The organism is Methylobacterium sp. WL9 (genome assembly GCF_008040035.1).
GTDB lineage: Bacteria > Pseudomonadota > Alphaproteobacteria > Rhizobiales > Beijerinckiaceae > Methylobacterium > Methylobacterium thuringiense.
This window is the reverse complement of record NZ_VRVE01000031.1, coordinates 19,311-42,379: the sequence shown is the minus strand read 5'-3', so window position 1 is coordinate 42,379 and position 23,069 is coordinate 19,311. Positions and strand designations below refer to the sequence as shown.

At 66.0% G+C, this 23,069-nt stretch carries 18 protein-coding genes and 1 tRNA gene; 1 reads left to right on the top strand and 18 read right to left on the bottom strand.

All coding sequences use genetic code 11. The features are described from left to right. On the top strand, positions 1-773 hold a 773-nt coding region (locus FV217_RS11500), incomplete at its 5' end, for a DUF2142 domain-containing protein (RefSeq protein WP_147817318.1). A gap of 62 nt (positions 774-835) precedes the next feature. Here FV217_RS11500 and rplA read toward each other — a convergent pair. The 18 genes from rplA to FV217_RS11410 all read right to left on the bottom strand — a co-directional run bounded on the left by rplA (position 836) and on the right by FV217_RS11410 (position 23,020). Beyond that, a complete protein-coding gene (gene rplA / locus FV217_RS11495; RefSeq protein WP_147817317.1) occupies positions 836-1,531 on the bottom strand; it encodes a 50S ribosomal protein L1 in 696 nt (231 codons plus the stop codon). A 10-nt stretch (positions 1,532-1,541) separates the two neighbouring features. Then, entirely contained in the window at positions 1,542-1,991 is a 450-nt protein-coding gene (rplK, locus tag FV217_RS11490) for a 50S ribosomal protein L11 (protein WP_147817316.1), read from the bottom strand. A gap of 156 nt (positions 1,992-2,147) precedes the next feature. Then, on the bottom strand, positions 2,148-2,681 hold the full coding sequence (gene nusG, locus FV217_RS11485) for a transcription termination/antitermination protein NusG (protein WP_147817315.1): 534 nt from the start codon (positions 2,679-2,681) through the stop codon (positions 2,148-2,150). A gap of 56 nt (positions 2,682-2,737) precedes the next feature. After that, positions 2,738-3,040, bottom strand: coding sequence for a preprotein translocase subunit SecE (gene secE / locus FV217_RS11480; RefSeq protein WP_147817314.1), 303 nt, complete (start codon positions 3,038-3,040; stop codon positions 2,738-2,740). Positions 3,041-3,210: 170 nt separating this feature from the next. Continuing rightward, positions 3,211-3,287 (bottom strand) — tRNA-Trp (locus FV217_RS11475). Between the two features lie 76 nt (positions 3,288-3,363). Beyond that, on the bottom strand, positions 3,364-4,128 hold the full coding sequence (locus tag FV217_RS11470; RefSeq protein WP_187272527.1) for a DUF1444 family protein: 765 nt from the start codon (positions 4,126-4,128) through the stop codon (positions 3,364-3,366). 275 nt (positions 4,129-4,403) lie between these two features. Then, on the bottom strand, positions 4,404-5,594 hold the full coding sequence (tuf, locus tag FV217_RS11465) for an elongation factor Tu (RefSeq protein ID WP_147817312.1): 1,191 nt from the start codon (positions 5,592-5,594) through the stop codon (positions 4,404-4,406). 60 nt (positions 5,595-5,654) lie between these two features. Beyond that, positions 5,655-7,730 (bottom strand): elongation factor G, encoded by a 2,076-nt coding sequence (gene fusA / locus FV217_RS11460; protein ID WP_147817311.1) that lies wholly within the window; start codon positions 7,728-7,730, stop codon positions 5,655-5,657. 30 nt (positions 7,731-7,760) lie between these two features. Continuing rightward, positions 7,761-8,231 (bottom strand): 30S ribosomal protein S7, encoded by a 471-nt coding sequence (gene rpsG, locus FV217_RS11455; protein WP_147817310.1) that lies wholly within the window; start codon positions 8,229-8,231, stop codon positions 7,761-7,763. A gap of 129 nt (positions 8,232-8,360) precedes the next feature. Continuing rightward, positions 8,361-8,732, bottom strand: coding sequence for a 30S ribosomal protein S12 (gene rpsL, locus FV217_RS11450; RefSeq protein ID WP_147817309.1), 372 nt, complete (start codon positions 8,730-8,732; stop codon positions 8,361-8,363). 431 nt (positions 8,733-9,163) lie between these two features. Then, positions 9,164-13,384 carry a DNA-directed RNA polymerase subunit beta' gene (gene rpoC, locus FV217_RS11445; protein ID WP_147817308.1) on the bottom strand — a complete coding sequence of 1,407 codons (4,221 nt, stop codon included), beginning with the start codon at positions 13,382-13,384 and terminating at the stop codon, positions 9,164-9,166. A 166-nt stretch (positions 13,385-13,550) separates the two neighbouring features. Further along, positions 13,551-17,675, bottom strand: coding sequence for a DNA-directed RNA polymerase subunit beta (gene rpoB, locus FV217_RS11440; RefSeq protein WP_147817307.1), 4,125 nt, complete (start codon positions 17,673-17,675; stop codon positions 13,551-13,553). A 256-nt stretch (positions 17,676-17,931) separates the two neighbouring features. After that, on the bottom strand, positions 17,932-18,303 hold the full coding sequence (gene rplL, locus FV217_RS11435; RefSeq protein ID WP_147817306.1) for a 50S ribosomal protein L7/L12: 372 nt from the start codon (positions 18,301-18,303) through the stop codon (positions 17,932-17,934). Between the two features lie 57 nt (positions 18,304-18,360). Beyond that, complete coding sequence (gene rplJ, locus FV217_RS11430) at positions 18,361-18,891, bottom strand: 50S ribosomal protein L10 (RefSeq protein ID WP_147817305.1); 531 nt, start codon at positions 18,889-18,891, stop codon at positions 18,361-18,363. A gap of 656 nt (positions 18,892-19,547) precedes the next feature. Beyond that, on the bottom strand, positions 19,548-19,865 hold the full coding sequence (locus tag FV217_RS11425) for a DUF1244 domain-containing protein (protein ID WP_147817321.1): 318 nt from the start codon (positions 19,863-19,865) through the stop codon (positions 19,548-19,550). A 92-nt stretch (positions 19,866-19,957) separates the two neighbouring features. Continuing rightward, positions 19,958-21,226, bottom strand: a complete 1,269-nt coding sequence (locus FV217_RS11420) for a glycosyltransferase family 87 protein (RefSeq protein WP_147817304.1) — start codon at positions 21,224-21,226, stop codon at positions 19,958-19,960. Positions 21,227-21,452: 226 nt separating this feature from the next. Continuing rightward, on the bottom strand, positions 21,453-21,908 hold the full coding sequence (locus FV217_RS11415) for a response regulator (RefSeq protein WP_147817303.1): 456 nt from the start codon (positions 21,906-21,908) through the stop codon (positions 21,453-21,455). Next, on the bottom strand, positions 21,905-23,020 hold the full coding sequence (locus FV217_RS11410) for an HWE histidine kinase domain-containing protein (protein WP_246682768.1): 1,116 nt from the start codon (positions 23,018-23,020) through the stop codon (positions 21,905-21,907). The genes FV217_RS11415 and FV217_RS11410 overlap by 4 nt, the downstream gene beginning before the upstream one ends. Positions 23,021-23,069 lie beyond the last annotated feature (49 nt).

Genomic DNA, 23,069 nt, shown 5'->3' with positions numbered 1-23,069 from the left:
GCCTCGGGGCCGCCGCCGCCCTGATCGCCCTCGTCCTTCTGGCCAAGCCGCCCTACGCACCGTTGGCAGCGATGCTGCTCGTGCCGCTGCCTGCCGGCCGCGACATCGGCCGCTTCCTGCTTCGCCGGACGGCGTTGGCCGCGCTCGTCGTGCTGCCGGGCGTCTTTTGGTTCGGCTATGCGAATTCCGTCGTGGCGACGCCGGTGCCGCGCTACGCCTACGAGGCCGGCCCGCTCTGGAACGGAGCGCGTCCCGCCACCTTCGACGGTACCGACACGCGGGCGCAGGCCCAGGTGCTGCTATCCCAGCCGATCCGCCTGCTGACCGTGCCGGCAAAGTTTCTGTTCACGGTCAAGCATATGGCGACCCTCGCCATGGGCGCCATCGGCTTCTTCGGCTGGCTCGATAAACCGCTGCCGGTTGCGCTCTATTGGCTCTGGGCAGCCGGGTTCGTCGTCCCGTTCGTGGCGCTCGCCGGTCAGGGAGAGGCCATCCGCCGCGCCGATCTCGCGCTCCTTGCCGGATCCGCGCTGCTCTGCGTCTGGCTCGTGATCCTGTCGCAGTACCTGTCCTGGACGAATGTCGGCGAACTGGCGGTCTATGGACCGCAGGGGCGCTACCTCCTGCCGATCCTGCCGATGCTGGCCCTCGCCGTGCCCCGTCTGCGCGAAGCCTCCCTCGCCGGATGGCGGCGCATCGCCGTCGCGGCACCGATCCTTGTGGCTGCCGTCAGCCTCGCCGCCGTACCGATCACCACCGCCCGGATGTACTGACAAACGAAAAACGCCCGGCCGCTGGGGCCGGGCGCTTCTGGTCTTCTTGGGTTGCGAAACGATCAGGCCGTGAGCACGGAGCTCGGCTCGACCTTCACACCCGGGCCCATCGTCGAGGTGACGGCGATGCGCTGGATGTAGGTGCCCTTGGAACCCGTCGGCTTCGCCTTGGAGACGGCGTCGGCGAAGGCCTTGATGTTCTCGACGAGCTTCTGCTCATCGAAGGAAACCTTGCCGATGCCGGCATGCACGATGCCGGCCTTCTCGACGCGGAACTCCACGGCGCCGCCCTTGGCGGCGGCGACGGCGGCCTTCACGTCCATGGTCACCGTTCCGACCTTCGGGTTCGGCATCAGGCCGCGCGGGCCGAGCACCTTGCCGAGACGCCCGACGAGGGGCATCAGGTCGGGAGTCGCGATGCAGCGATCGAACTCGATCTTGCCGCCCTGAACGATCTCGAGAAGATCCTCCGCACCGACGATGTCGGCACCGGCCTCACGGGCGTCGTCGGCCTTGGCGCCGCGGGCGAAGACCGCGACCCGCACGGTGCGGCCGGAGCCGTTCGGCAGGTTGCAGACGCCGCGGACCATCTGGTCGGCGTGGCGGGGATCGACGCCCAGATTCATCGAGACCTCGACGGTCTCGTCGAACTTGGCGGTCGCCTTCGACTTCACGAGCTTGATCGCTTCGTCGATGGTGTAGAGCTTGGTCGGCTCGATGCCCTCGCGGGCGGCGCGGATGCGCTTACCTTCAGCCATTCTGACCTCCTCAAGCCGTGACTTCGAGACCCATGGCCCGGGCGGAGCCGCGGATCATGGCAACGGCGGACTCGATGGAGTCGCAGTTGAGGTCGACCAACTTCTTCTCGGCGATCTCGCGAAGCTGAGCCTCGGAGATCGTGCCGACCGTCGGACCCTTGCCCGGGGTCTTCGAACCGGAAGCCGGCTTCTTGCCGATCTTCAGGCCGACGGCCTTTTTCAGAAAGAAGGTGACCGGCGGCTGCTTCATCTCGAAGGTGAACGAACGGTCCTGATACGCGGTGATGATCACCGGGATCGGGGTACCCTTGTCCATCTGCGCGGTCTTCGCGTTGAAGGCCTTGCAGAATTCCATGATGTTGAGACCGCGCTGACCGAGCGCGGGACCGATCGGCGGCGACGGATTGGCGGCGCCGGCCGGGACCTGAAGCTTCACGTAACCCGTGATCTTCTTCGCCATGGGGACTGCTCCCAATGTATGCCCGCCGCCGGGCTGCCTAAGCCTTCGACGGAGCGGGCGGTTGCAGGTCGCGGTGCGATCCGAAATTCCCGGAGGCGAAGCCGGGCGGATCTCCCGCGTGTGATGGGCGAGCGGGCTAGCCGATCGACCCTACGATCAGGCCTTAACGACCTGTCCGTATTCGAGCTCGACCAAGGTAGCGCGTCCGAAGATCGACACTGCCACCTTGAGGCGAGAGCGGCCATCGTCGATCTCCTCGACGACACCGTTGAAGCTGGCGAAGGGGCCTTCCGACACCTGAACGGTCTCGCCGATCTCGAAGGATACCGAATGCTTCGGGCGATCAACGCCCTCCTGCACCTGACCCTTGATCCGCTCGGCTTCCGCGTCGGGAATCGGCACGGGCTTCGACTTGTCGGCGCCGAGGAAGCCTGTGACCTTCGGGGTGTTCTTGATAAGGTGGTAGACCTCGTCGGTGAGTTCGCACTTCACGAGGACGTAGCCGGGGAAGAACTTGCGCTCGGCCTCGACCTTCCGGCCGCGGCGCACCTCTGTGACCTTCTCGGTCGGCACCATGACCTCGTCGAAGAGCTCCGTGAGTCCGCGCTGCGCCGCCTGATCCTTGATGGACTGGGCGACCTTGTTCTCGAAGTTCGAGTAGGCGTGGACGATGTACCAGCGCTTCGACACGGGTCGGTTCAACTCCCAAAGCAATCGTCGGCGCGAGAGATCGCACCGGAAAATGACTAGCCGGCGATCCCGAGGAGGAGCCCGACGGCCCAGCGCAGGAACTGATCCACGACCGTGAAGAAGATGCTCGCGACGACGACCATGACGAAGACCATGATCGTGGTCACCGTGGTCTCCTTGCGGCTCGGCCACGTGACCTTGCGGCCCTCGTCGCGAACCTGACCCAGGAACTCCAACGGTCCGACACGCTTGGCCGGCGGGCGAGGCGCAGGCGCGGAGCGCGCCGTCGTCGGGGCTGCCGGCCCGCGGGCGGCAGCCCGGGCGGGATCCGCTTTCTTCGTCGCTTCGTTCGATGCCATGATCTTACGTGTACCGGAAATTCCGAGAGCCGGCGGGGCGAAGGACCAAGGCAAACGCCTCGACCACGCCCGAACCGCGATAGCGCAATCGACGATCTCGGAGTGCGCACGCTCTAGCGCAAGTACTCCGGCTTGTCGACTATCCACGAAAAGGCTGAGTTGTGCCGGACTGGCAGGAGTGGAGGGACTCGAACCCGCAACCTCCGGTTTTGGAGACCGGCGCTCTGACCAGTTGAGCTACACTCCTACGGCGCCGCGGCGCGGCGACGTCAATGCCGCAACGTTCGGCGGGATGCAAGAGGCTCGGCGACGTCCCCTGTCGTTCATCGACCGTGATCGGCCCGCTCGGCCACCGTGAGGGGTCTGACCGCGCCTCTTTCGAAGCGGAACAGCTCGTCGGTACGGGCGTAGGCGCCGGTCCGCATCTGCTTGCGCACTTCCTCGGCCAGGTCCTGGCGTGCCTTGCTGTCGGCGGGCCATGCCATCAGCAAGTCGCGAGTCGGAATGGCCAGTGTCAAGCTGTCGGTCTTGAGGGCCTCGGCGATCTGGGTGAGGTAATACGGCAACATGAGGCGCGCGGCATCGTAGTTGTCGCCGGTCGCGACCAGGGCCAAGACCGGAACGTCGTCGGCGAGGGCGAGCCGAAAGTTGGCTTTTTTCGAAGCGGCCGCGAGATTGACCAGGGCGGGCGCTTCGAGGCTCGCGGCGTCGATGTTCCAGCGCGCCAGCATCGGTCGGGTCACGTATTGATAGCGGTTCGGTTCGTCGAGGACGTAGGTGACGATCAGCGTCTCCGAGAAGGCGCGGTGAACGAGTTCGGGCGTCTGCCGGAGCACTTCGCGCGGCACGAGCTGGACGCGCAGGCGTGATTTGACTGTCTCGAAGGTCTGGGGATCGCCCGAGGGTGTGCCGGGCGCGGGCCGCATGAGTTCGGTCAAATACGATTCGATCGCTTGCCGACGGTCCGTCCCCGACAGCGTCGCGACACGGGGATAGAGGTTGGTCAACGCGATCGTGAAACGGCCGACGCGGATCTGACCCGGGTCGGGATCGGGAAGAATCGTCGCGGTCGGCTCGACCGCACGCACAATCTCTGCGACCTCGCTCCGGAAACGACCGTCGCTGAGCGCATCCGCGTAGGCGACGCCCGAGTGGACCAGGCTGCCCGTCCCCGCGAATAACAAGCTTCCGGCCAGGAATCGGCGCCAGGATGGCGACGGGTATACAGACATGGATGGCTCCGCCGGAATCGGGCGGGGCCAGAAAATGACTCCGCCGGCCACCCGTCAAGACGAGGACCGGCGAAGACTGTAGATCGGCGGCATTATTTGATCGGCCGTACGGCCGGCAACAGCCCCGCGTCCTATTCCTGGATCGAAGCGACGACGCCGGCGCCGACGGTGCGGCCGCCTTCGCGGATGGCGAAGCGCAGCTTCTCTTCCATGGCGATCGGCACGATCAGGGCGACGTCCATGGTCACGCTGTCGCCCGGCATCACCATCTCGGTGCCCTCGGGAAGGGTGCAGATCCCGGTCACGTCCGTGGTGCGGAAGTAGAACTGCGGGCGGTAGTTGGTGAAGAACGGCGTGTGGCGGCCGCCCTCCTCCTTGGTCAGGATGTAGGCCTCGGCCTTGAACTTGGTGTGCGGCTTCACCGAACCCGGCTTGCACACGACCTGGCCGCGCTCGACGTCCTCGCGCTTGGTGCCGCGCAGCAGCACGCCGACGTTGTCGCCGGCCTGGCCCTGGTCGAGCAGCTTGCGGAACATCTCGACGCCCGTGACCGTCGTGGTCTGGGTGTCGCGGATGCCGACGATCTCCACCGTCTCGCCGACCTTGACGATGCCGCGCTCGACGCGACCCGTCACCACCGTGCCGCGGCCCGAGATCGAGAACACGTCCTCGATCGGCATCAGGAACGGCTTGTCCACCGGACGCTCCGGCTGCGGGATGTACTCGTCCACCGTCTTCATCAGCGCGATCACCGCGTCATGGCCGACGGCCTTGTCGCCGTTGTCCAGCGCCACCTTGGCCGAGCCCTTGGTGATCGGGATGTCGTCGCCCGGGAACTCGTACTTCGAGAGGAGCTCGCGCACCTCCATCTCGACGAGCTCGAGCAGCTCCTCGTCGTCGACCAGGTCGACCTTGTTCAGGAACACCACCAGCGCCGGCACGCCGACCTGACGGGCGAGCAGGATGTGCTCGCGGGTCTGCGGCATCGGGCCGTCGGCGGCCGAGACCACCAGGATCGCGCCGTCCATCTGCGCGGCGCCCGTGATCATGTTCTTCACGTAGTCGGCGTGGCCGGGGCAGTCGACGTGGGCGTAGTGCCGGTTGGCCGTCTCGTACTCGACGTGGGCCGTCGAGATCGTGATGCCGCGGGCCTTCTCCTCGGGAGCCTTGTCGATCTGGTCGTAGGCCGTGAACGTCGCGCCGCCCGACTCCGCCAGAACCTTCGTGATCGCCGCCGTCAGAGACGTCTTGCCGTGGTCCACGTGGCCGATCGTGCCGATGTTGCAATGCGGCTTGTTGCGGTTGAACTTTTCCTTGCCCATCAGAGCCTCCTAAAAGTCGAATGCGTTTTTGCGGAAGAAGAAGTGTTTTAGGCGTGAGCCTTAGGCGTACTTGGCGATGACCTTGTCGGCCTCGCCGCGCGGCACCTCTTCGTAGTGATCGAACTGCATCGTGAAGTTGGCGCGGCCCTGTGAGAAGGAGCGCAGCTGGTTCACGTAGCCGAACATGTTGGCGAGCGGCACCATCGCGTTGATGACGTTGGCGTTGCCGCGCATGTCCTGGCCCTGGATCTGACCCCGGCGAGAGTTGAGATCGCCGATGACCGAGCCGGTGTATTCCTCAGGCGAGACGACCTCGACCTTCATGACCGGCTCGAGCAGAACCGAGCCGCCCTTCTGAAGGGCTTCACGCAAAGCGGCGCGGGACGCGATTTCGAAGGCGAGAGCAGACGAGTCGACGTCGTGATAGGCGCCGTCGATCAGCTCGACCTTGATGTCGACCACCGGGAAGCCGGCGAGGACGCCAGCGCCGAGGACCGAGTTCAGACCTTTCTCGACGCCTGGGATGTACTCCTTCGGCACCGAACCACCGACCACCTTCGACTCGAACGAGAAGCCTGCGCCCGGCTCGTTCGGCTCGACGATGAACTTCACCCGTGCGAACTGGCCGGTACCACCGGTCTGCTTCTTGTGGGTGTAGTCGATCTCCTGACGCTTGGTCAGCTTCTCGCGGTAGGCGACCTGCGGCTGGCCGATATTGGCGTCGACCTTGTAGGTCCGCCGCAGGATGTCGACCTTGATGTCGAGGTGGAGCTCGCCCATCCCCCGAAGGATGGTCTGGCCGGATTCCTGATCGGTCGAGACGCGGAAGGACGGATCCTCGGCCGCGAGCTTGGCGAGGGCGATGCCGAGCTTCTCCTGGTCGGCCTTCGACTTCGGCTCGACGGCGATCTCGATGACGGGCTCGGGGAACTCCATCTTCTCGAGGATCACGGCCTTGATCGGATCCGACAGGGTGTCGCCGGTGCGGGTGTCCTTGAGGCCTGCGAGGGCGACGATGTCGCCGGCGAAGGCTTCCTTGACGTCCTCACGGTTGTTGGCGTGCATCAGGAGCATGCGGCCGACACGCTCCTTCTTGTCGCGGGACGAGTTGAGTACGTTGGCGCCCGACTCGACCTTGCCCGAATACACGCGGCAGAACGTGATCGTGCCGACGTGGGGATCGTCCATGATCTTGAAGGCGAGCATGGAAAAGGGATCGCTATCCGTCGGATGACGGAAAGTGTCTTCCTCGGTCTTGAAGTCGATGCCCTTGATCTCGCCGCGATCCGCCGGGGACGGCAGGTAATCGACGACGGCGTCCAGGAGCGGCTGAACGCCCTTGTTCTTGAAGGCCGAACCGCAGAGCACGGGATGGAAGGCGCGCAGCTGCACGGCACGGCGCACGAGCATCCGCAGGGTCTCCTCGGACGGCTCCACGCCGTCGAGGTAGGCGGTCATGGCTTCGTCGTCGAGCTCGACGCAGGCCTCGATCATCTTGGTGCGGTACTCGACCGCCTGATCCTGAAGATCGGCCGGAATGGCCTCCTCTTCGTAGTTCGCGCCGAGCGCCTCGCCCGACCAGACGATCGCCTTCATCTTGATCAGGTCGACCACGCCCCGGAAGGTGCTCTCGGCACCGATCGGCAGCTGCAGGCAGACGGGCTTGCCGGCGACGCGGGTGATGATGTCGGCGACGCACTTGAAGAAGTCCGCACCGATCTTGTCCATCTTGTTGACGAACACGACACGGGGAACGTCGTACTTGTCGGCCTGGCGCCAGACGGTCTCGGTCTGGGGCTCGACGCCCTGGTTGCCGTCGAGCACGCAGACGGCGCCGTCGAGCACGCGCAGCGAGCGCTCGACTTCGATGGTGAAGTCGACGTGGCCGGGGGTGTCGATGATGTTCAGGCGCTTCTCGCGCCAGAAGCACGTCGTCGCGGCAGACGTGATCGTGATGCCGCGCTCCTGCTCCTGCTCCATCCAGTCCATCGTGGCGGCGCCCTCATGGACCTCGCCGATCTTGTGGGACTTGCCGGTGTAGTAGAGGATCCGCTCAGTGGTCGTCGTCTTGCCGGCATCAATGTGAGCCATGATGCCGAAGTTGCGGTAGTCCTCGATCGCATGCGTGCGGGGCATCGGGGTGCTCCTGAAAGGGCCTGGAACCGCTTACCAGCGGTAGTGCGAGAAGGCGCGGTTGGCTTCAGCCATCCGGTGCGTGTCTTCCCGCTTCTTGACGGCGTTGCCGCGGTTGTTCGCGGCGTCGAGCAGCTCTCCGGAGAGGCGCTCGACCATGGTGCGGTCGTTGCGGCCGCGGGCGGCCTGGATCAGCCAACGGATCGCGAGGGCCTGGCGGCGCTCGGTGCGCACCTCGACGGGGACCTGATAAGTCGCACCGCCGACGCGGCGCGAGCGCACTTCGATCGCCGGGGCGACGTTCTCGAGAGCGGCGCGGAAAACCTCGATCGGGTTGGTGCGGCTGCGGCTCTCGACGATCTCGAAGGCACCATAGACGATACCTTCGGCAACGGACTTCTTGCCCTCGTACATGATCGAATTCATGAACTTGGTCAGGACGATGTCGCCGTACTTGGCGTCGGGGATGATTTCGCGCTTCTCGGCAGAGTGACGACGAGACATGGGGTCCAGCCTTGCGTTCGAAAAATCGTCTTAAGCACCCCGCGCAGGCCGCCTGAGCTGTGAAGCCGGCGGCATCCTTACGGAGCCGTGGAAATAACAGGCCCGAAGAAATTACTTCGGACGCGGTTCTTACTTCGGGCGCTTGGCGCCGTACTTCGAGCGGCGCTGCTTGCGGCCCTTGACGCCCTGGGTATCCAGCACGCCGCGCAGGATGTGATAGCGGACGCCCGGAAGATCCTTCACGCGGCCGCCGCGGATCATCACCACGGAGTGCTCCTGAAGGTTGTGACCTTCGCCGGGGATATAGCCGATCACCTCAAAACCGTTGGTGAGGCGAACCTTGGCAACCTTACGAAGCGCCGAGTTCGGCTTCTTCGGGGTCGTCGTATAGACGCGGGTGCAAACGCCACGCTTCTGCGGGCACGAATCGAGCGCAGGCACCTTGTTACGGGCCTTCTGCGCCTTCCGCGGCTGGGCGATCAGCTGGTTGATCGTCGGCATTCTCTGCCCTCTTCCCTCGGGTCGCGCTGGGCGCCCCTGATCTTCGAACTCTCGGCTCCGGCGGAGCCGACGGCAAAACGAATAACGCCATAGGCCCCATGAGGCCTTTGGCGCAGTTGAGGCAGAGGATCACGCCGTAGAGGGCGCGTTCTTACCCACGGATCTGACGATTGTCAGGCTATATGACCCTCGGCACCGGCCCGGCGACGACCTGGGAAGCTCAGAGCTTCACGTCGTCGGAGACACTTGGCCAACCGAAGTGGGGCGCTTCTACTCGGGGATTTCCGGAACGTCAACGGCTCGGCAACACATTCTTCGTACCGCCGCCGGGACTCGGTCGCTGGCGTGCGGCGGGCGCATGCGGCCGGCGTTCCGCCAACGAAAAAGGGCGGCCCGAAGGCCGCCCTCGTTTTCGTCCGTTCGACCGAATCCTATTCGGCGGCGGCCGGCGGCAACTCGGTCACCGGGGCCGGCGCGCGCGCCGCGTGCTCTTCGGCGCGCTGCTTCAGGATCAGGCTGTCGCGGCGACGCGCGATCGTGCGGATATCCGCGACGAGCGAACCGGTACCCGCCGGGATGAGCGAGCCCACGATCACGTTCTCCTTCAGGCCTTCGAGCGTGTCGACCTTGCCGTTGACCGCCGCCTCGGTGAGGACGCGGGTGGTCTCCTGGAACGAGGCCGCCGAGATGAACGACTTCGTCTGCAGCGAGGCCTTGGTGATGCCGAGCAGCACCGGCACGCCCTGGATCGGCTTCTTGCCCTCGGCAAGCAGCTTCTCGTTGAAGTCGGCGAGTTCGGTCCGGTCGATCTGGTCGCCCGGGATGATATCCGAGTCGCCGCTATCGGTGATCTCCACCTTCTGCAGCATCTGACGGACGATCACCTCGATGTGCTTGTCGTTGATGAGCACGCCCTGGAGCCGGTAGACCTCCTGGATCTCGTTGACGAGGTAAGCGGCAAGCTCCTCCACGCCCTTGATCGCCAGGATGTCGTGTGGCGCGGGGTTGCCGTCGACGATGTAGTCGCCGAGTTCGACCACGTCGCCGTCCTGCAAGTGGATGTGCTTGCCCTTCGGGATCAGGTACTCGACGTTCTCGCTGCCGTCATGCGGCGTCAACGAGAGGCGGCGCTTGTTCTTGTAGTCGCGCCCGAAGGCGATCGTGCCGGACTTCTCGGCGATGATCGCCGCATCCTTCGGACGACGCGCCTCGAACAGCTCCGCCACCCGCGGCAGACCGCCGGTGATGTCGCGGGTCTTGGCCGACTCGCTCGAGACACGCGCGAGGATGTCGCCCGCCTTGATCTTCGCACCCGGATCGACGCCGATGATGGCTTCGACCGGCAGGAGGTAGCGAGCCTCCGAGCCGCGCGGCAGCTTCAGGGGCTTGCCCTCGGAATCGACGACGACCATGGCCGGCTTCAGGTCGGAGGTCCGCGACGAACCGCGCCAGTCGATGACGACGCGCTTCGAGATGCCGGTCGACTCGTCGGTGGTCTCGGTGATCGACTGACCGTCGTAGAGGTCCTCGTAGGCCACGATGCCGTCGATCTCGGACACGATCGGACGGGTATAGGGATCCCATTCGGCGATCCGCTGCCCACGCTTGATCTTGTCGCCCTCGTCGACACGCAGCTTGGCGCCGTATTGCAGGCGGTGCACCGCGCGCTCGCCACCGTCGCTGCCGACGATCACGACGGCCACGTTACGGCCGGTGGCGATGAGGTCGCCGTCCGAGTTCTTGGCGAGCGAGCGGTTGCGGATCGCGATCGTACCCTCGAAGCTCGATTCGACGAAGGACGAGTCCGCGATCTGCGCTGCGCCACCGATGTGGAACGTACGCATCGTGAGCTGGGTACCCGGCTCGCCGATCGACTGCGCCGCGATGACGCCGACGGCCTCGCCCATGTTGACGGGCGTGCCGCGGGCGAGGTCGCGCCCGTAACAGGTGGCGCAGACGCCGCTCTTGGTGGCGCAGACGAGCACCGAGCGGATCTTCACCTCCTGGATGCCGGCGGCCGTGATGGCCGGCAGGTGACGTTCCTCGATGGTCTCGCCCGCCGCCACGATGACGCTGCCGTCGGCAGCCGTCAGCGGATCGGCCGAGGCGCGGCCGAGGATGCGGCTCGACAGCGGCGCGACGACCTGGCCGGCATCGATGATGGCGCGCATCTTGATGCCGTTGGTCGTGCCGCAATCGACCTCGCGGATCACCGCGTCCTGCGCCACGTCGACGAGACGACGGGTCAGGTAGCCGGAGTTGGCGGTCTTCAACGCCGTGTCCGCGAGGCCCTTACGGGCGCCGTGGGTGGAGTTGAAGTACTCGAGAACGTTGAGGCCTTCCTTGAAGTTCGAGATGATCGGGGTCTCGATGATCTCGCCCGAGGGCTTGGCCATGAGTCCGCGCATCGCGGCAAGCTGCTTCATCTGCGCCGGCGAACCACGCGCACCGGAGTGGCTCATCATGTAGATCGAGTTGACCTGCTTGTCGGCGCCGTCCTCGTCCTTCTGCACGGTGGAGATGCGGAGCATCATCTCCGCGGCGAGCTTGTCGGAGCACTTCGCCCAGGCGTCGACGACCTTGTTGTACTTCTCGCCCTGGGTGATCAGGCCGTCGTTGTACTGCTGCTCGTAGTCCTTCACGAGCGAGCGGGTGGTGTCGACGATGGTCCACTTGTTCTCTGGCACCACCATGTCGTCCTTGCCGAACGAGATGCCGGCCTTGAACGCGTGGCTGAAGCCCAGCGCCATGATGCGATCACAGAAGATCACCGATTCCTTCTGACCGCAGTGGCGGTAGACGGTGTCGATCATCCCCGAGATTTCCTTCTTCGTCATCAGCTTGTTGACGACGTCGAAGGGCACCTTGGCGTGCAGCGGCAGCGCGCCCGACAGGATCACCCGGCCAGGCGTGGTGTCGTAGGTCTTGGTCAGCGGCTCGCCGTCCGGGCCGATGCCCTTCCAGCGCCACTTGATCTTGGTATGCAGCTTCACGGTCTTGGCCGCGAGCGCATGCTCGAGCTCGCCCACGTCGCCGAAGACGCCCTGCATCGGGTTGGTCTTGTGGTCGGGTTGGAAGGCGCCGACGAGGCCCTCACCGACGATGGAGAGGTAGTAGAGGCCGAGAACGATGTCCTGCGAGGGCACGATGATCGGCTGGCCGTTGGCCGGGTGCAGGATGTTGTTCGTCGACATCATGAGGACGCGCGCTTCCAACTGCGCCTCAAGCGACAGCGGGACGTGCACGGCCATCTGGTCGCCGTCGAAGTCGGCGTTGAAGGCGGCGCAGACCAGCGGATGCAGCTGGATCGCCTTGCCCTCGATCAGCTTCGGCTCGAAGGCCTGGATGCCGAGGCGGTGGAGCGTCGGCGCCCGGTTCAGCATCACGGGATGCTCGCGGATGACCTCGTCCAGGATGTCCCAGACCTCGGGCTTCTCCTTCTCGACGAGCTTCTTCGCCTGCTTGACGGTGGCCGAGAAACCCTTGGCGTCGAGGCGCGCGTAGATGAAGGGCTTGAACAGCTCCAGCGCCATCTTCTTCGGTAGCCCGCACTGATGCAGCTTCAGCTCCGGGCCGACCACGATGACCGAACGGCCCGAATAGTCGACGCGCTTGCCGAGCAGGTTCTGACGGAAGCGGCCCTGCTTGCCCTTGAGCATGTCGGCGAGCGACTTCAGCGGGCGCTTGTTGGCGCCGGTGATGACGCGGCCGCGGCGGCCGTTGTCGAACAGCGCGTCGACGGCCTCCTGCAGCATCCGCTTCTCGTTGCGGATGATGATGTCGGGCGCGCGCAGCTCGATCAGCCGCTTGAGGCGGTTGTTGCGGTTGATGACGCGGCGATAGAGGTCGTTCAGGTCGGACGTGGCGAAGCGGCCGCCGTCGAGGGGAACCAGCGGGCGCAGGTCCGGCGGGATCACGGGGACGACGGTCAGGATCATCCACTCGGGCTTGTTGCCCGAGAGCTGGAACGCCTCAATGATCTTGAGACGCTTCATCAGCTTCTTGGGCTTCAGCTCCGACGTCGTCGTGGAGATTTCCTCCTTGAGCGACGCGGCGATGCCTTCGAGGTCGAGCTCCATCAGGATTCGGCGGATCGCCTCGGCGCCGATCATCGCCGTGAACGAGTCCTCGCCGTACTCCTCCTGCGCGCGCAGGTACTCCTCCTCCGTCAGGAGCTGACGCTCCTTGAGGGGGGTGAGGCCCGGCTCGATGACGCAGTAGGACTCGAAGTAGAGGATCCGCTCGAGGTCCTTGAGCGGCATGTCGAGTAGCAGGCCGATGCGGCTCGGCAGCGACTTCAGGAACCAGATGTGCGCGACCGGCGCGGCCAGCTCGATATGGCCCATGCGGTCACGACGGACGCGCGCCAGGGTGACTTCGACGCCGCACTTCTCGCAGATGACGCCCTTGTACTTCATGCGCTTGTACTTGCCGCACAAGCACTCGTAGTCCTTGATCGGCCCGAAGATGCGCGCGCAGAACAGGCCGTCGCGCTCGGGCTTGAAGGTCCGATAGTTGATGGTCTCGGGCTTCTTGATCTCGCCGAACGACCACGAGAGGATCTTCTCGGGCGACGAGATCGAGATCTTGATCTGGTCGAAGCTCTGCGGCTGGGACTGCTGGTTGAAAAGGTTCATGACCTCTTGGTTCATGATCCGCTCCTTGTTCGCGTGAGACCCCGCGCCTGGGTGTCACGACTGAAATCGTGTGGCGCCGCGTCCGCCCGGACGCCGCTGGCCCTTGTCCCGGAAGGTGCTTCCCCTCCCCGCTCGAACCGTGCCGGCTCCGAAGGGCCGGCACGGGAGCTGTCGCTTGGTGTTACTCGGCGGCCTCGGCCGGCGGCTCGAGCTGGTCGTTCGCGTTCTTCTTGGTGGAGGTCAGCTCGACGTTGAGGCCGAGCGATCGCATCTCCTTGACGAGAACGTTGAACGACTCGGGGATGCCCGCCTCGAAGGTGTCGTCGCCGCGCACGATGGCCTCGTAGACCTTGGTGCGGCCGGCCACGTCGTCCGACTTCACGGTGAGCATCTCCTGCAGCGTGTAGGCCGCGCCGTAGGCCTCCAGCGCCCAGACCTCCATCTCGCCGAAGCGCTGTCCGCCGAACTGCGCCTTGCCGCCCAGCGGCTGCTGGGTGACGAGCGAGTACGGGCCGATCGACCGCGCGTGGATCTTGTCGTCCACGAGGTGGTGAAGCTTGAGCATGTAGATGTAGCCCATCGTCACCTTGCGATCGAAGGCCTCGCCGGTCCGCCCGTCATAGAGCGTCGACTGGGCCGACCGGTCGAGACCGGCCATTTCCAGCATCTGCTCGATGTCGGCTTCCTTGGCGCCGTTGAACACCGGGGTCGCCATCGGCACGCCGCGGCGGACGTTGTTGGCCGCCTCCGCCATGTCGTCGTCGGAGAGGCCTTCCAGCTCCGAGGGGGAGTAGATCGCCTGCATCTCGGCGCGCAGCGGCGCGATGTCCTGGCTCTTCAGGTAGGCGTCGACGGCCTTGCCGACCTTGCGGCCGAGGCCGGCGGCGGCCCATCCGAGATGGGTCTCCAGGATCTGGCCGACGTTCATCCGCGAGGGCACGCCGAGCGGGTTCAGCACGATGTCGGCATGCGTGCCGTCTTCGAGGAACGGCATGTCCTCGATCGGCACGATGCGGGAGACCACGCCCTTGTTGCCGTGACGGCCGGCCATCTTGTCGCCCGGCTGGATCTTGCGCTTCACCGCGACGAAGACCTTGACCATCTTCATCACGCCGGGGGGCAACTCGTCCCCGCGCTGCAGCTTCTCGACCTTGTCGAGGAAGCGCTGCTCGAGGCGCTTCTTCGACTCGTCGTACTGCTTCTGCATCGCCTCGATTTCCGTCATCATACGGTCTTCGACGACGGCGAACTGCCACCATTGCGAACGGGGATACTCGCTGATCTCCTCGCGGGTCAGCTTGGTGTCCTTCTTGAAGCCCTTCGGGCCGGCGACCGGTGACTGGCCGATCAGCACGCCGGATAGGCGGGCATAGGTGTTGCGGTCGAGGATGGTCTGCTCGTCGTCGCGGTCCTTGGCGAGACGCTCGATCTCCTCGCGCTCGATCGCCTGGGCGCGCTCGTCCTTGTCGACGCCGTGGCGGTTGAACACCCGGACCTCGACGATCGTGCCGGTCACGCCCGGGGGAACCCGGAGCGAGGTGTCGCGCACGTCGGACGCCTTCTCGCCGAAGATGGCGCGGAGAAGCTTCTCCTCCGGCGTCATCGGGCTCTCGCCCTTCGGCGTGATCTTGCCGCAGAGGATGTCGCCGGCGTGCACTTCCGCGCCGATATAGACGATGCCGGCTTCGTCGAGGTTCTTGAGCGCCTCTTCCGAGACGTTCGGGATGTCGCGGGTGATTTCCTCCGGACCGAGCTTGGTGTCTCGGGCCATCACCTCGAATTCCTCGATGTGGATCGAGGTGAACACGTCATCTTTCACGATCCGCTCGGAGAGCAGGATCGAGTCCTCGAAGTTGTAGCCGTTCCACGGCATGAACGCGACGAGCACGTTCCGGCCGAGCGCCAGCTCGCCGAACTCGGTCGAGGGACCGTCGGCGATGATCTCGCCCTTCTTGACCTGCTCGCCGACGCGCACCAGCGGCTTCTGCGTGATGCAGGTCGACTGGTTGGAGCGCTGGAACTTCTGCAGGCGGTAGATGTCGACGCCGGGCTTGGTGGCGTCGGCTTCTTCCGTGGCGCGGATGACGATACGGGTGGCATCCACCTGGTCGATGATGCCCGAGCGGCGGGCCGCGATGGCGGCGCCGGAGTCGCGGGCGACCACGGCTTCCATGCCGGTGCCGACGAACGGCGCGTCCGAGCGGACAAGCGGCACCGCCTGGCGCTGCATGTTCGAGCCCATCAGCGCGCGGTTCGCGTCGTCGTTCTCGAGGAACGGGATCAGCGCGGCCGCGACCGAGACGAGCTGCTTCGGCGACACGTCCATGAGGTCGACGCGGTCGGGGGTGACCACGATGACGTCACCGGCGCGCCGGCAGACCACGAGGTCCTCGGTGAGCTTCTTGTTCTCGTCCATCTGCGCGTTGGCCTGGGCGACGTGATACTTCGCCTCCTCCATCGCGGAGAGATACGAGACGTCGTTCGTCACCACGCCGTCCTTCACCTTGCGGAAGGGCGTCTCGATGAAGCCGTACTTGTTCACGCGCGCGAAGGTCGCGAGCGAGTTGATCAGGCCGATGTTCGGGCCTTCCGGCGTCTCGATCGGGCAGATGCGGCCGTAGTGCGTCGGATGCACGTCGCGGACTTCGAAGCCGGCGCGCTCGCGGGTCAGACCGCCCGGGCCAAGCGCCGAGAGGCGGCGCTTGTGGGTGACCTCCGAGAGCGGGTTGGTCTGGTCCATGAACTGCGAGAGCTGCGACGAGCCGAAGAACTCGCGCACCGCGGCGGCAGCCGGCTTCGCGTTGATCAGGTCCTGCGGCATCACGGTGTCGATGTCGACGGACGACATCCGCTCCTTGATGGCGCGCTCCATGCGGAGCAGGCCGAGCCGGTACTGGTTCTCCATGAGCTCGCCGACCGAGCGCACGCGCCGGTTGCCGAGATGGTCGATGTCGTCGATCTCACCCTTGCCGTCGCGCAGGTCCACCAGCGCCTTGACGACCGCGAGCATGTCCTCCTTGCGGAGCGTGCGCACGGTGTCCTCGGCGTCGAGGTCGAGGCGCATGTTCATCTTCACGCGGCCGACGGCGGACAGGTCGTAGCGCTCGCTGTCGAAGAACAGCGAGTGGAACATGGCCTCGGCGGTGTCGAGCGTCGGCGGCTCGCCGGGACGCATGACGCGGTAGATGTCGAACAGCGCACCCTCGCGAGCCGAGTTCTTGTCCACGGCCAGGGTGTTGCGGATGTAAGGGCCGACGTTGACGTGGTCGATGTCGAGCACCGGAATCTCGGAGATCCCGGCCTCGTCGAGGCCCGCCAAGGTCTTCTCGGAGATCTCGTCGCCGGCCTCGGCGTAGATCTCGCCGGTCTTCAGGTTGACCAGGTCCTCGGCGATGTACTGGCCGACGAGGTCCTCGTTGGTCTGCTTGAGGAACTGGGTGCCCTTCTCGGAGATGAGGCGCGCGTTGCGCACGTTCATCTTCTTGCCGGCTTCGAGCACGACCTCGCCCGACTCGGCGTCGATCAGGTCGACTGAGGCCTTGAAGCCCTTCAGCCGCTCGGGGTCGAACGGGACGCGCCAATCTTCCTTGTCGCGGTCGTAGACGACGCGGTCGTAGAAGGTCGCGAGAATTTCCTCGCCGTCGAGGCCGAGCGCGAACAGCAGCGAGGTCGCCGGGATCTTGCGCTTCCGGTCGATGCGGACGTGCACGATGTCCTTGGCGTCGAACTCGACGTCGAGCCAGGAGCCGCGATACGGGATGATGCGGGCGGCGAACAGGAGCTTGCCCGAGGAGTGGGTCTTGCCCTTGTCGTGGTCGAAGAACACGCCCGGCGAGCGGTGCATCTGGGAGACGATGACGCGCTCGGTGCCGTTGACGATGAAGGTGCCGTTCTCCGTCATCAGGGGCATGTCGCCCATGTAGACGTCCTGCTCCTTGATGTCCTTGACCGACTTGGCGCCGGTGTCCGGATCGACGTCGAACACGATCAGCCGCAGGGTCACCTTGAGCGGGGCCGCGTAGGTGATGCCGCGCTGACGGCACTCGTCGACGTCGTATTTCGGCTGCTCGAACGTGTACTTCACGAATTCGAGGAGTGCCGTGGCCGAGAAGTCGGAAATCGGGAAGACCGACTTGAAGACGCTCTGCAGGCCCTCGTCGCCGCGGCCGCCCTCGGGCTCGTCCACCATCAGGAACTGGTCGTAGGATGCCTTCTGAACCTCGATGAGGTTCGGCATCTCTGCCACTTCCTTGATCTTGCCGAAGAACTTGCGAATGCGCTTCCGACCGACCAGCGTGTTGGCCATGTGATCTCGCTCCACCTACCCGCGTACCGGTGCCCGGGGAAAGTGCCCTTCCCGCTCCGGGCCGTGAGACGCGCCCCGCCGGACCGCCTCACCCAAACTGCAAATTCGGTCTTCTGTCGCCGGTTTGGATCGCCCCCGATCCGCCGGCCGCCGGAAGCGGCGTCAGCCCGCGAGCCGGTGGGGCTCGCGGGCGTTTCGTGCCGGTCTCCCGCGAAGGAGACCGGAAGAGATGGGCCGGATCCGGCCCATCCGGGTCTTACTTGAGTTCGACCTTGGCGCCGGCCTTCTCGAGCTGGGCCTTGATCTTCTCGGCTTCGTCCTTGGACACGCCTTCCTTGACGGCCTTGGGAGCGCCCTCGACGAGGTCCTTGGCTTCCTTGAGGCCGAGGCCGGTGATCGCGCGGACCTCCTTGATGGCCTCGATCTTCTTGTCGCCGGCGGCGGTGAGCATGACCGTGAACTCGGTCTGCTCTTCGACGGCGGCGGCCGGGCCGGCAGCGGGTCCGGCAACGGCGACGGCGGCGGCAGCGGAGACGCCCCACTTCTCTTCGAGCAGCTTGGCGAGGTCAGCGGCCTCGAGGACGGTCAAAGACGACAGGTCGTCGACGAGCTTGGCGAGATCAGCCATTTTCGGTTTCCTTGAGAGATCGGTTCGATCGGTTTGAATGAAAAGGACGAACGGCCCTCAGGCCGCCTCGTCCCGGTTCTCGTCCTTGGTGGCATAGGCCCCGAACACGCGGGCGAGCTTGGCCGCCGGTGCGCTGACGACCTGGGCGATCTTGGTCGCGGGAGCCTGGATGAGGCCCACGATCTTGGCGCGCAGTTCGTCGAGGGACGGGAGCGAGGCGAGCGCCTTCACACCGTCCGGGTTCAAGGCTGTCGTCCCCATGGCGCCGCCGAGGATCACGAGCTTCTCGTTGACCTTGGCGAAATCCACCGCAACCTTGGCGGCCGCGACCGGATCGCTCGAATAGGCGAGCAGGGTCGGGCCCTTCAGGAGGGGCTTGATGGAGGCGACGTCCGTGCCATCGAGAGCAATGCTGGCGAGGCGGTTCTTGGCGACCTTCACGGTGGCGCCGGCCTGCTTCATCTGCGAGCGCAGCTTCTGCATGTCGGCGACCGTGAGGCCTTTGTAGTGGGCCACGACGACGACGGCGTTCTCTGAGAACACGCCGTTGAGCGTCGAGACGAGATCAGCTTTTGCTGTTCTGTCCACCTTGGCTCTCTCCGGTTCTGGCGGAACCTCGATGAGGACCCGCCGGTTGCAACATGCCGCCCGGAAACGGTCTCGGCCTCGTCAGCCGAAAACGTCCGAACGACGCTTCACGGCCCTGTCCCCTGCCGCTACGCCCGAGGGCGGATCGACATGGGCGAGATGGTTCAAACCGATGCCCCTCCCCCACGGAAGCCGCAGGGTCGAGGCGTGTCGAAAAACTCGGTCTTCCCCGTCTGTGCAGGCGCTTTGAGGATTAAGCCGGCAAGCCGGCCCCTGCAGTCTCGGACAGGACATGGCCGGACGAGGCTTCCGAGGCATCTGCCCCGAAGTCCTTCCGGCCATCGCCGCCCGGTTTCCCGGACGACATCTCGAACGGAAATCGGCCGATAGGCCGAACTCCTTCAAAAAGGTGAATTCGTGGAAGGGGGTCTATAGAGCCTAGCAAGCGCCCTGCCAAGTCCCTGAACACGGCAAAACGGTCGCAACCCGGCCATGCGCCCGGCGGCGGTCCCGCGATGCGAAGGCCCCAGTCGGCTCTCGGGCTCCCGAATCACCGGGGTGCGTTCCCTGCCGAAGGCGATGGTGCTGCACCCGGCGCCCTGGCGGCAAGGAAAAACGAATCGCGACGTGGTCCGGATCGGCTGTGGACGCGCAGCTCAGTGGCCGCCCGGACTCTCGGCCTGCCCCTTCGCGAAGGCGGCCTGCTGCTCCGGGGTCGCTTCCTTCTGATGCAGTCGCTTCCAGTCTGCGAAGGGCATCCCGTAGACATGTTCGCGGCTGGCTTCCTTGCCGAGCGCGAGGCCGCGCGCGTCGGCCGCATCCTTGAGCCAGTTCGACAGGCAGTTCCGGCAGAAGCCGGCGAGGTTCATCAGGTCGATGTTCTGTGCGTCCGGCCGGTCGCGCAGATGTGCGACGAGCCGGCGGAAGACTGCCGCCTCGAGTTCGGTCTGGGTCTGGGGATCGATGCCGTCCATCGGTGCCTGCCTCTCTCGTGATCGCCATGCGCCGCCGGCCGACATGCCGGGACCGCCCATCGGGAGGGATGTGGGGACGATGACGGTGGAGATCACGCCGATCCGGCACGTGTCCAGCGCAAGGGGGCATGTCCGGCCGACCTGGGCAATGCGCGGGCGGCGACGCAGGCGAGCGTCGCGAGGCCGATCATGAGGCCGAAGGAGATGCCCGTCGCCGCCATGGCCGGCCGCAGCAGCGCGGTCGCCGGTGCGGCGATCAGCAGCCAGCGCTCATGCGGCTTCAGCGCACCCGTCCGTCGCGCCGCCATGACCAGCAGCAGGGTCGCCGGCACGATCGGAGCCAGGTCGTACAGGGGCACGTAGGGCGAGATCATCGGCGATGCGGCCAGCAGGGCCGCGGCGCGCAGGTTCGGGTCGGCGCAGGTCCGCCAGGTCCGTACGGCGATCCCGATCGCGGCGAGGCTCACGGCGATCTGGATCGTCCAGGCCGCCGCCATCGGGCCACCCGCGAGCCGGACGGCACCGAACGCGCTCGCATTGATCTCGAGGCCGCCGCCGCCTTGCTGCAGAAGGATGCGGTTGGTCTGGGTCAGCGTTTCGAGGAAGCCGTGCCAGGGAGCCCAGCCGAACGCGGCGATCGAGGCGAGGCAGAGTGCGGCGACCGTGAGGACGGATGCCAGCAGCGCCTGCCGGCGACCCGTGACCAGCAGCAGCAGCGGTGCGAGGGCCGCGAGCTGCGGTTTGTAGGCGATCAGCCCGAAGCAGAGGCCGGAGAGCCAGGGCCTCCTGTCGACCAGAAGCGCGCCGAGCGTCAGCAGGCTCGCGGTGACGAGCCCGTTCTGGCCATAGGACAGATTGCAGAACACCAGGGGGTGGGCGAGCCCGATCAGGACGGCGTCGGTGCGCCGCGCCGCGAGCGACAGGGCGAGCGTGAAAAGGCCGACGGAGAAGAGCGTCCAGAGCAGGAACGCGGCCTGGTACGGCAGCAGCGCCATCGCGGCGGCGGGAAGCAGGACGAATGGCGGATAATGCCAGGAGTACCGGCAGTCGGGGCCGAAGACGGCCTTCAAGTTCTCCAGGTGAACCGCCAGATCGTAGGGCTCGCCGCCGCGGCCATCGAGTGCCCTGCGGCCTGCGAGCCAGACCTGCGTGAAATCGAAGCCGAGGATGTCGCCGAGCCAGTTGCGGCCCGGCTCCGGACCCGTGCCGAGGACGACGAAGGCGATCGCCAGGGTCAGCGGCACGATGACGAGGGCCGCGAGCCGGGCGAAGCGCAGCAGGCGCTCGTCGCTGGCGATCAGGCCGGCGAGATCGTCACCGGCCGACTGCAGGAGGTCGTGGATCGTCGATGGCGCGCGCATGCAGACGGTCTCGGCCAGCCCCGATGAACGGCAGGATCACACCCAAAGGCGATGAGCCCGTCGATCGCCGTTCTCCCATCCGATCGCGTCCATCGGTCGGGATCGGCGCATATCAGGTATAGGACGGCTGGGTTCCGAGGCGGTTAATGGACCGTCGCACGGCGTCCGAAGCGGCCGTGCACGATCGATGCGAACGGACTGGGCCTGGGTCGGCCGCCGGCCGCGATCAGGCGAACCCTTCCGCCTGGAACCGGAGAGCTCCGGACATGGCCGGGCGGCAGCCGCAGCCGGCGTCGGCGGGCGCATCCTTCCGGGGCCGCATCGTGCAGGTCATCACGTGGATCAGGATGTCCTGCATCTGTTCGAGGCGATAGGGCTTCTGCACCACCGGAACGGTCCGATAGGCCTGCTCCAGCCCTGCGAAGCCGTAGCCCGTCGCGAACAGGAAGCGCACGCCGCGCTCGAACAGGACGTCGGCGATCGGATAGCTGCGCTGCGCTCCGAGATTCACGTCGAGCACGGCGAGATCGAAACTGCCGTTCCGGGCATGGGCCAGCGCCTTGTCCAGGCGCATCGCCACGGTCACGTCGCAGCCGAGATCGACGAGCATGTCCTCGGCGAGCATCGCCACCAGACTCTCGTCCTCGACCAGCAGCACACGCCGGCCTTCGAGCGCGCTCATGGCGCCCCCTGCAGCGTGGCGGTTTCCTGTCCGTGCCATCCGAGCTCGGTCAGCGGGATCTGCAGCCGGCAGGCCACGCCGGCCGGCTCGTAGACGATCTCCGCCGAGCCGTCGAACTCCATCGGCAGCTGGCGTTCGATCAGCCGCGAGCCGAAGCCCGTGCGGACCGGCGCAACGACGACGGGGCCGCCCCTCTCCTGCCAATGCAGCTCGAGCCGGCCGCTGCCAGCGTCTTCGTGGCGTACCGACCACGCGACGGCCACCCGTCCTTCGGGCACCGACAGCGCGCCGTATTTCGACGCGTTGGTCATCAGTTCGTGCAGCGCCATCGACAGCGTCACGGCGATCTTCGGATGCAGGCGCGAATCCGGGCCGGACAGTTTGAAGCGGTCGGAATCGACCTCGGCCGAGGCGTGCGGGGCGAGCGCGCGTTCGACGACGCTCCACAGGCTCGCGCTTTCCCAGTTGTCGGCGACGAGCACGTTGTGGGCATCCGACAGGGCCAGCATGCGCTCGTCGAACACGCGCCGCACCGCGGCGTCGGTCTTGCCCCGAAAGGTCTGCGCGGCGATCGACTGCACGGTCGCGAGGGTGTTCTTCACGCGGTGGTTCAGCTCGTTGATGAGCAGGCGCTGGCGCTCGGCGGCCGCCTTCTCCTCGCTGATGTCGCGCACCTCGATGATGGTGCCGATGATCTTGGCGGTGTCGTCCCGGATCGGGCTCGCGGTGAAGCCGACGGGGTAGAAGTGACCGCTCTTGTGGACGAACACTTCCTCGCCGCGCTCCTGGTTGTTCTCGGGAAACGCCCGGTCGATCGCGCAGTCCTGCAGCGGAAAGGGCCGGCCGTCGGGATAGGTGTGATGCACGACGTCGTGCAGCGGGCAATCGCGGGCGAGCACTTCGTCCAAGGTGAAGCCCGTGAGCTTTTCGGCGGCGCGGTTCATGTAGACGCAGTGCTGGCGGTCATCCATCAGGAAGATGGAGACGGAGGCGTTGTTGAGAACCGCGTTGAGCCGGCGCTCGGTCTCGAACAACTGCCCGCTGCGGCGCAACGAGGCCAGGGGGGCCGATGCCTCGGCCGTGGACTGTACGGATTGCCGGGAAGACGGCACGTCACGGCCTTTCGGGGATGCGGGGACGGGGCTCATAGACTCAAGCATG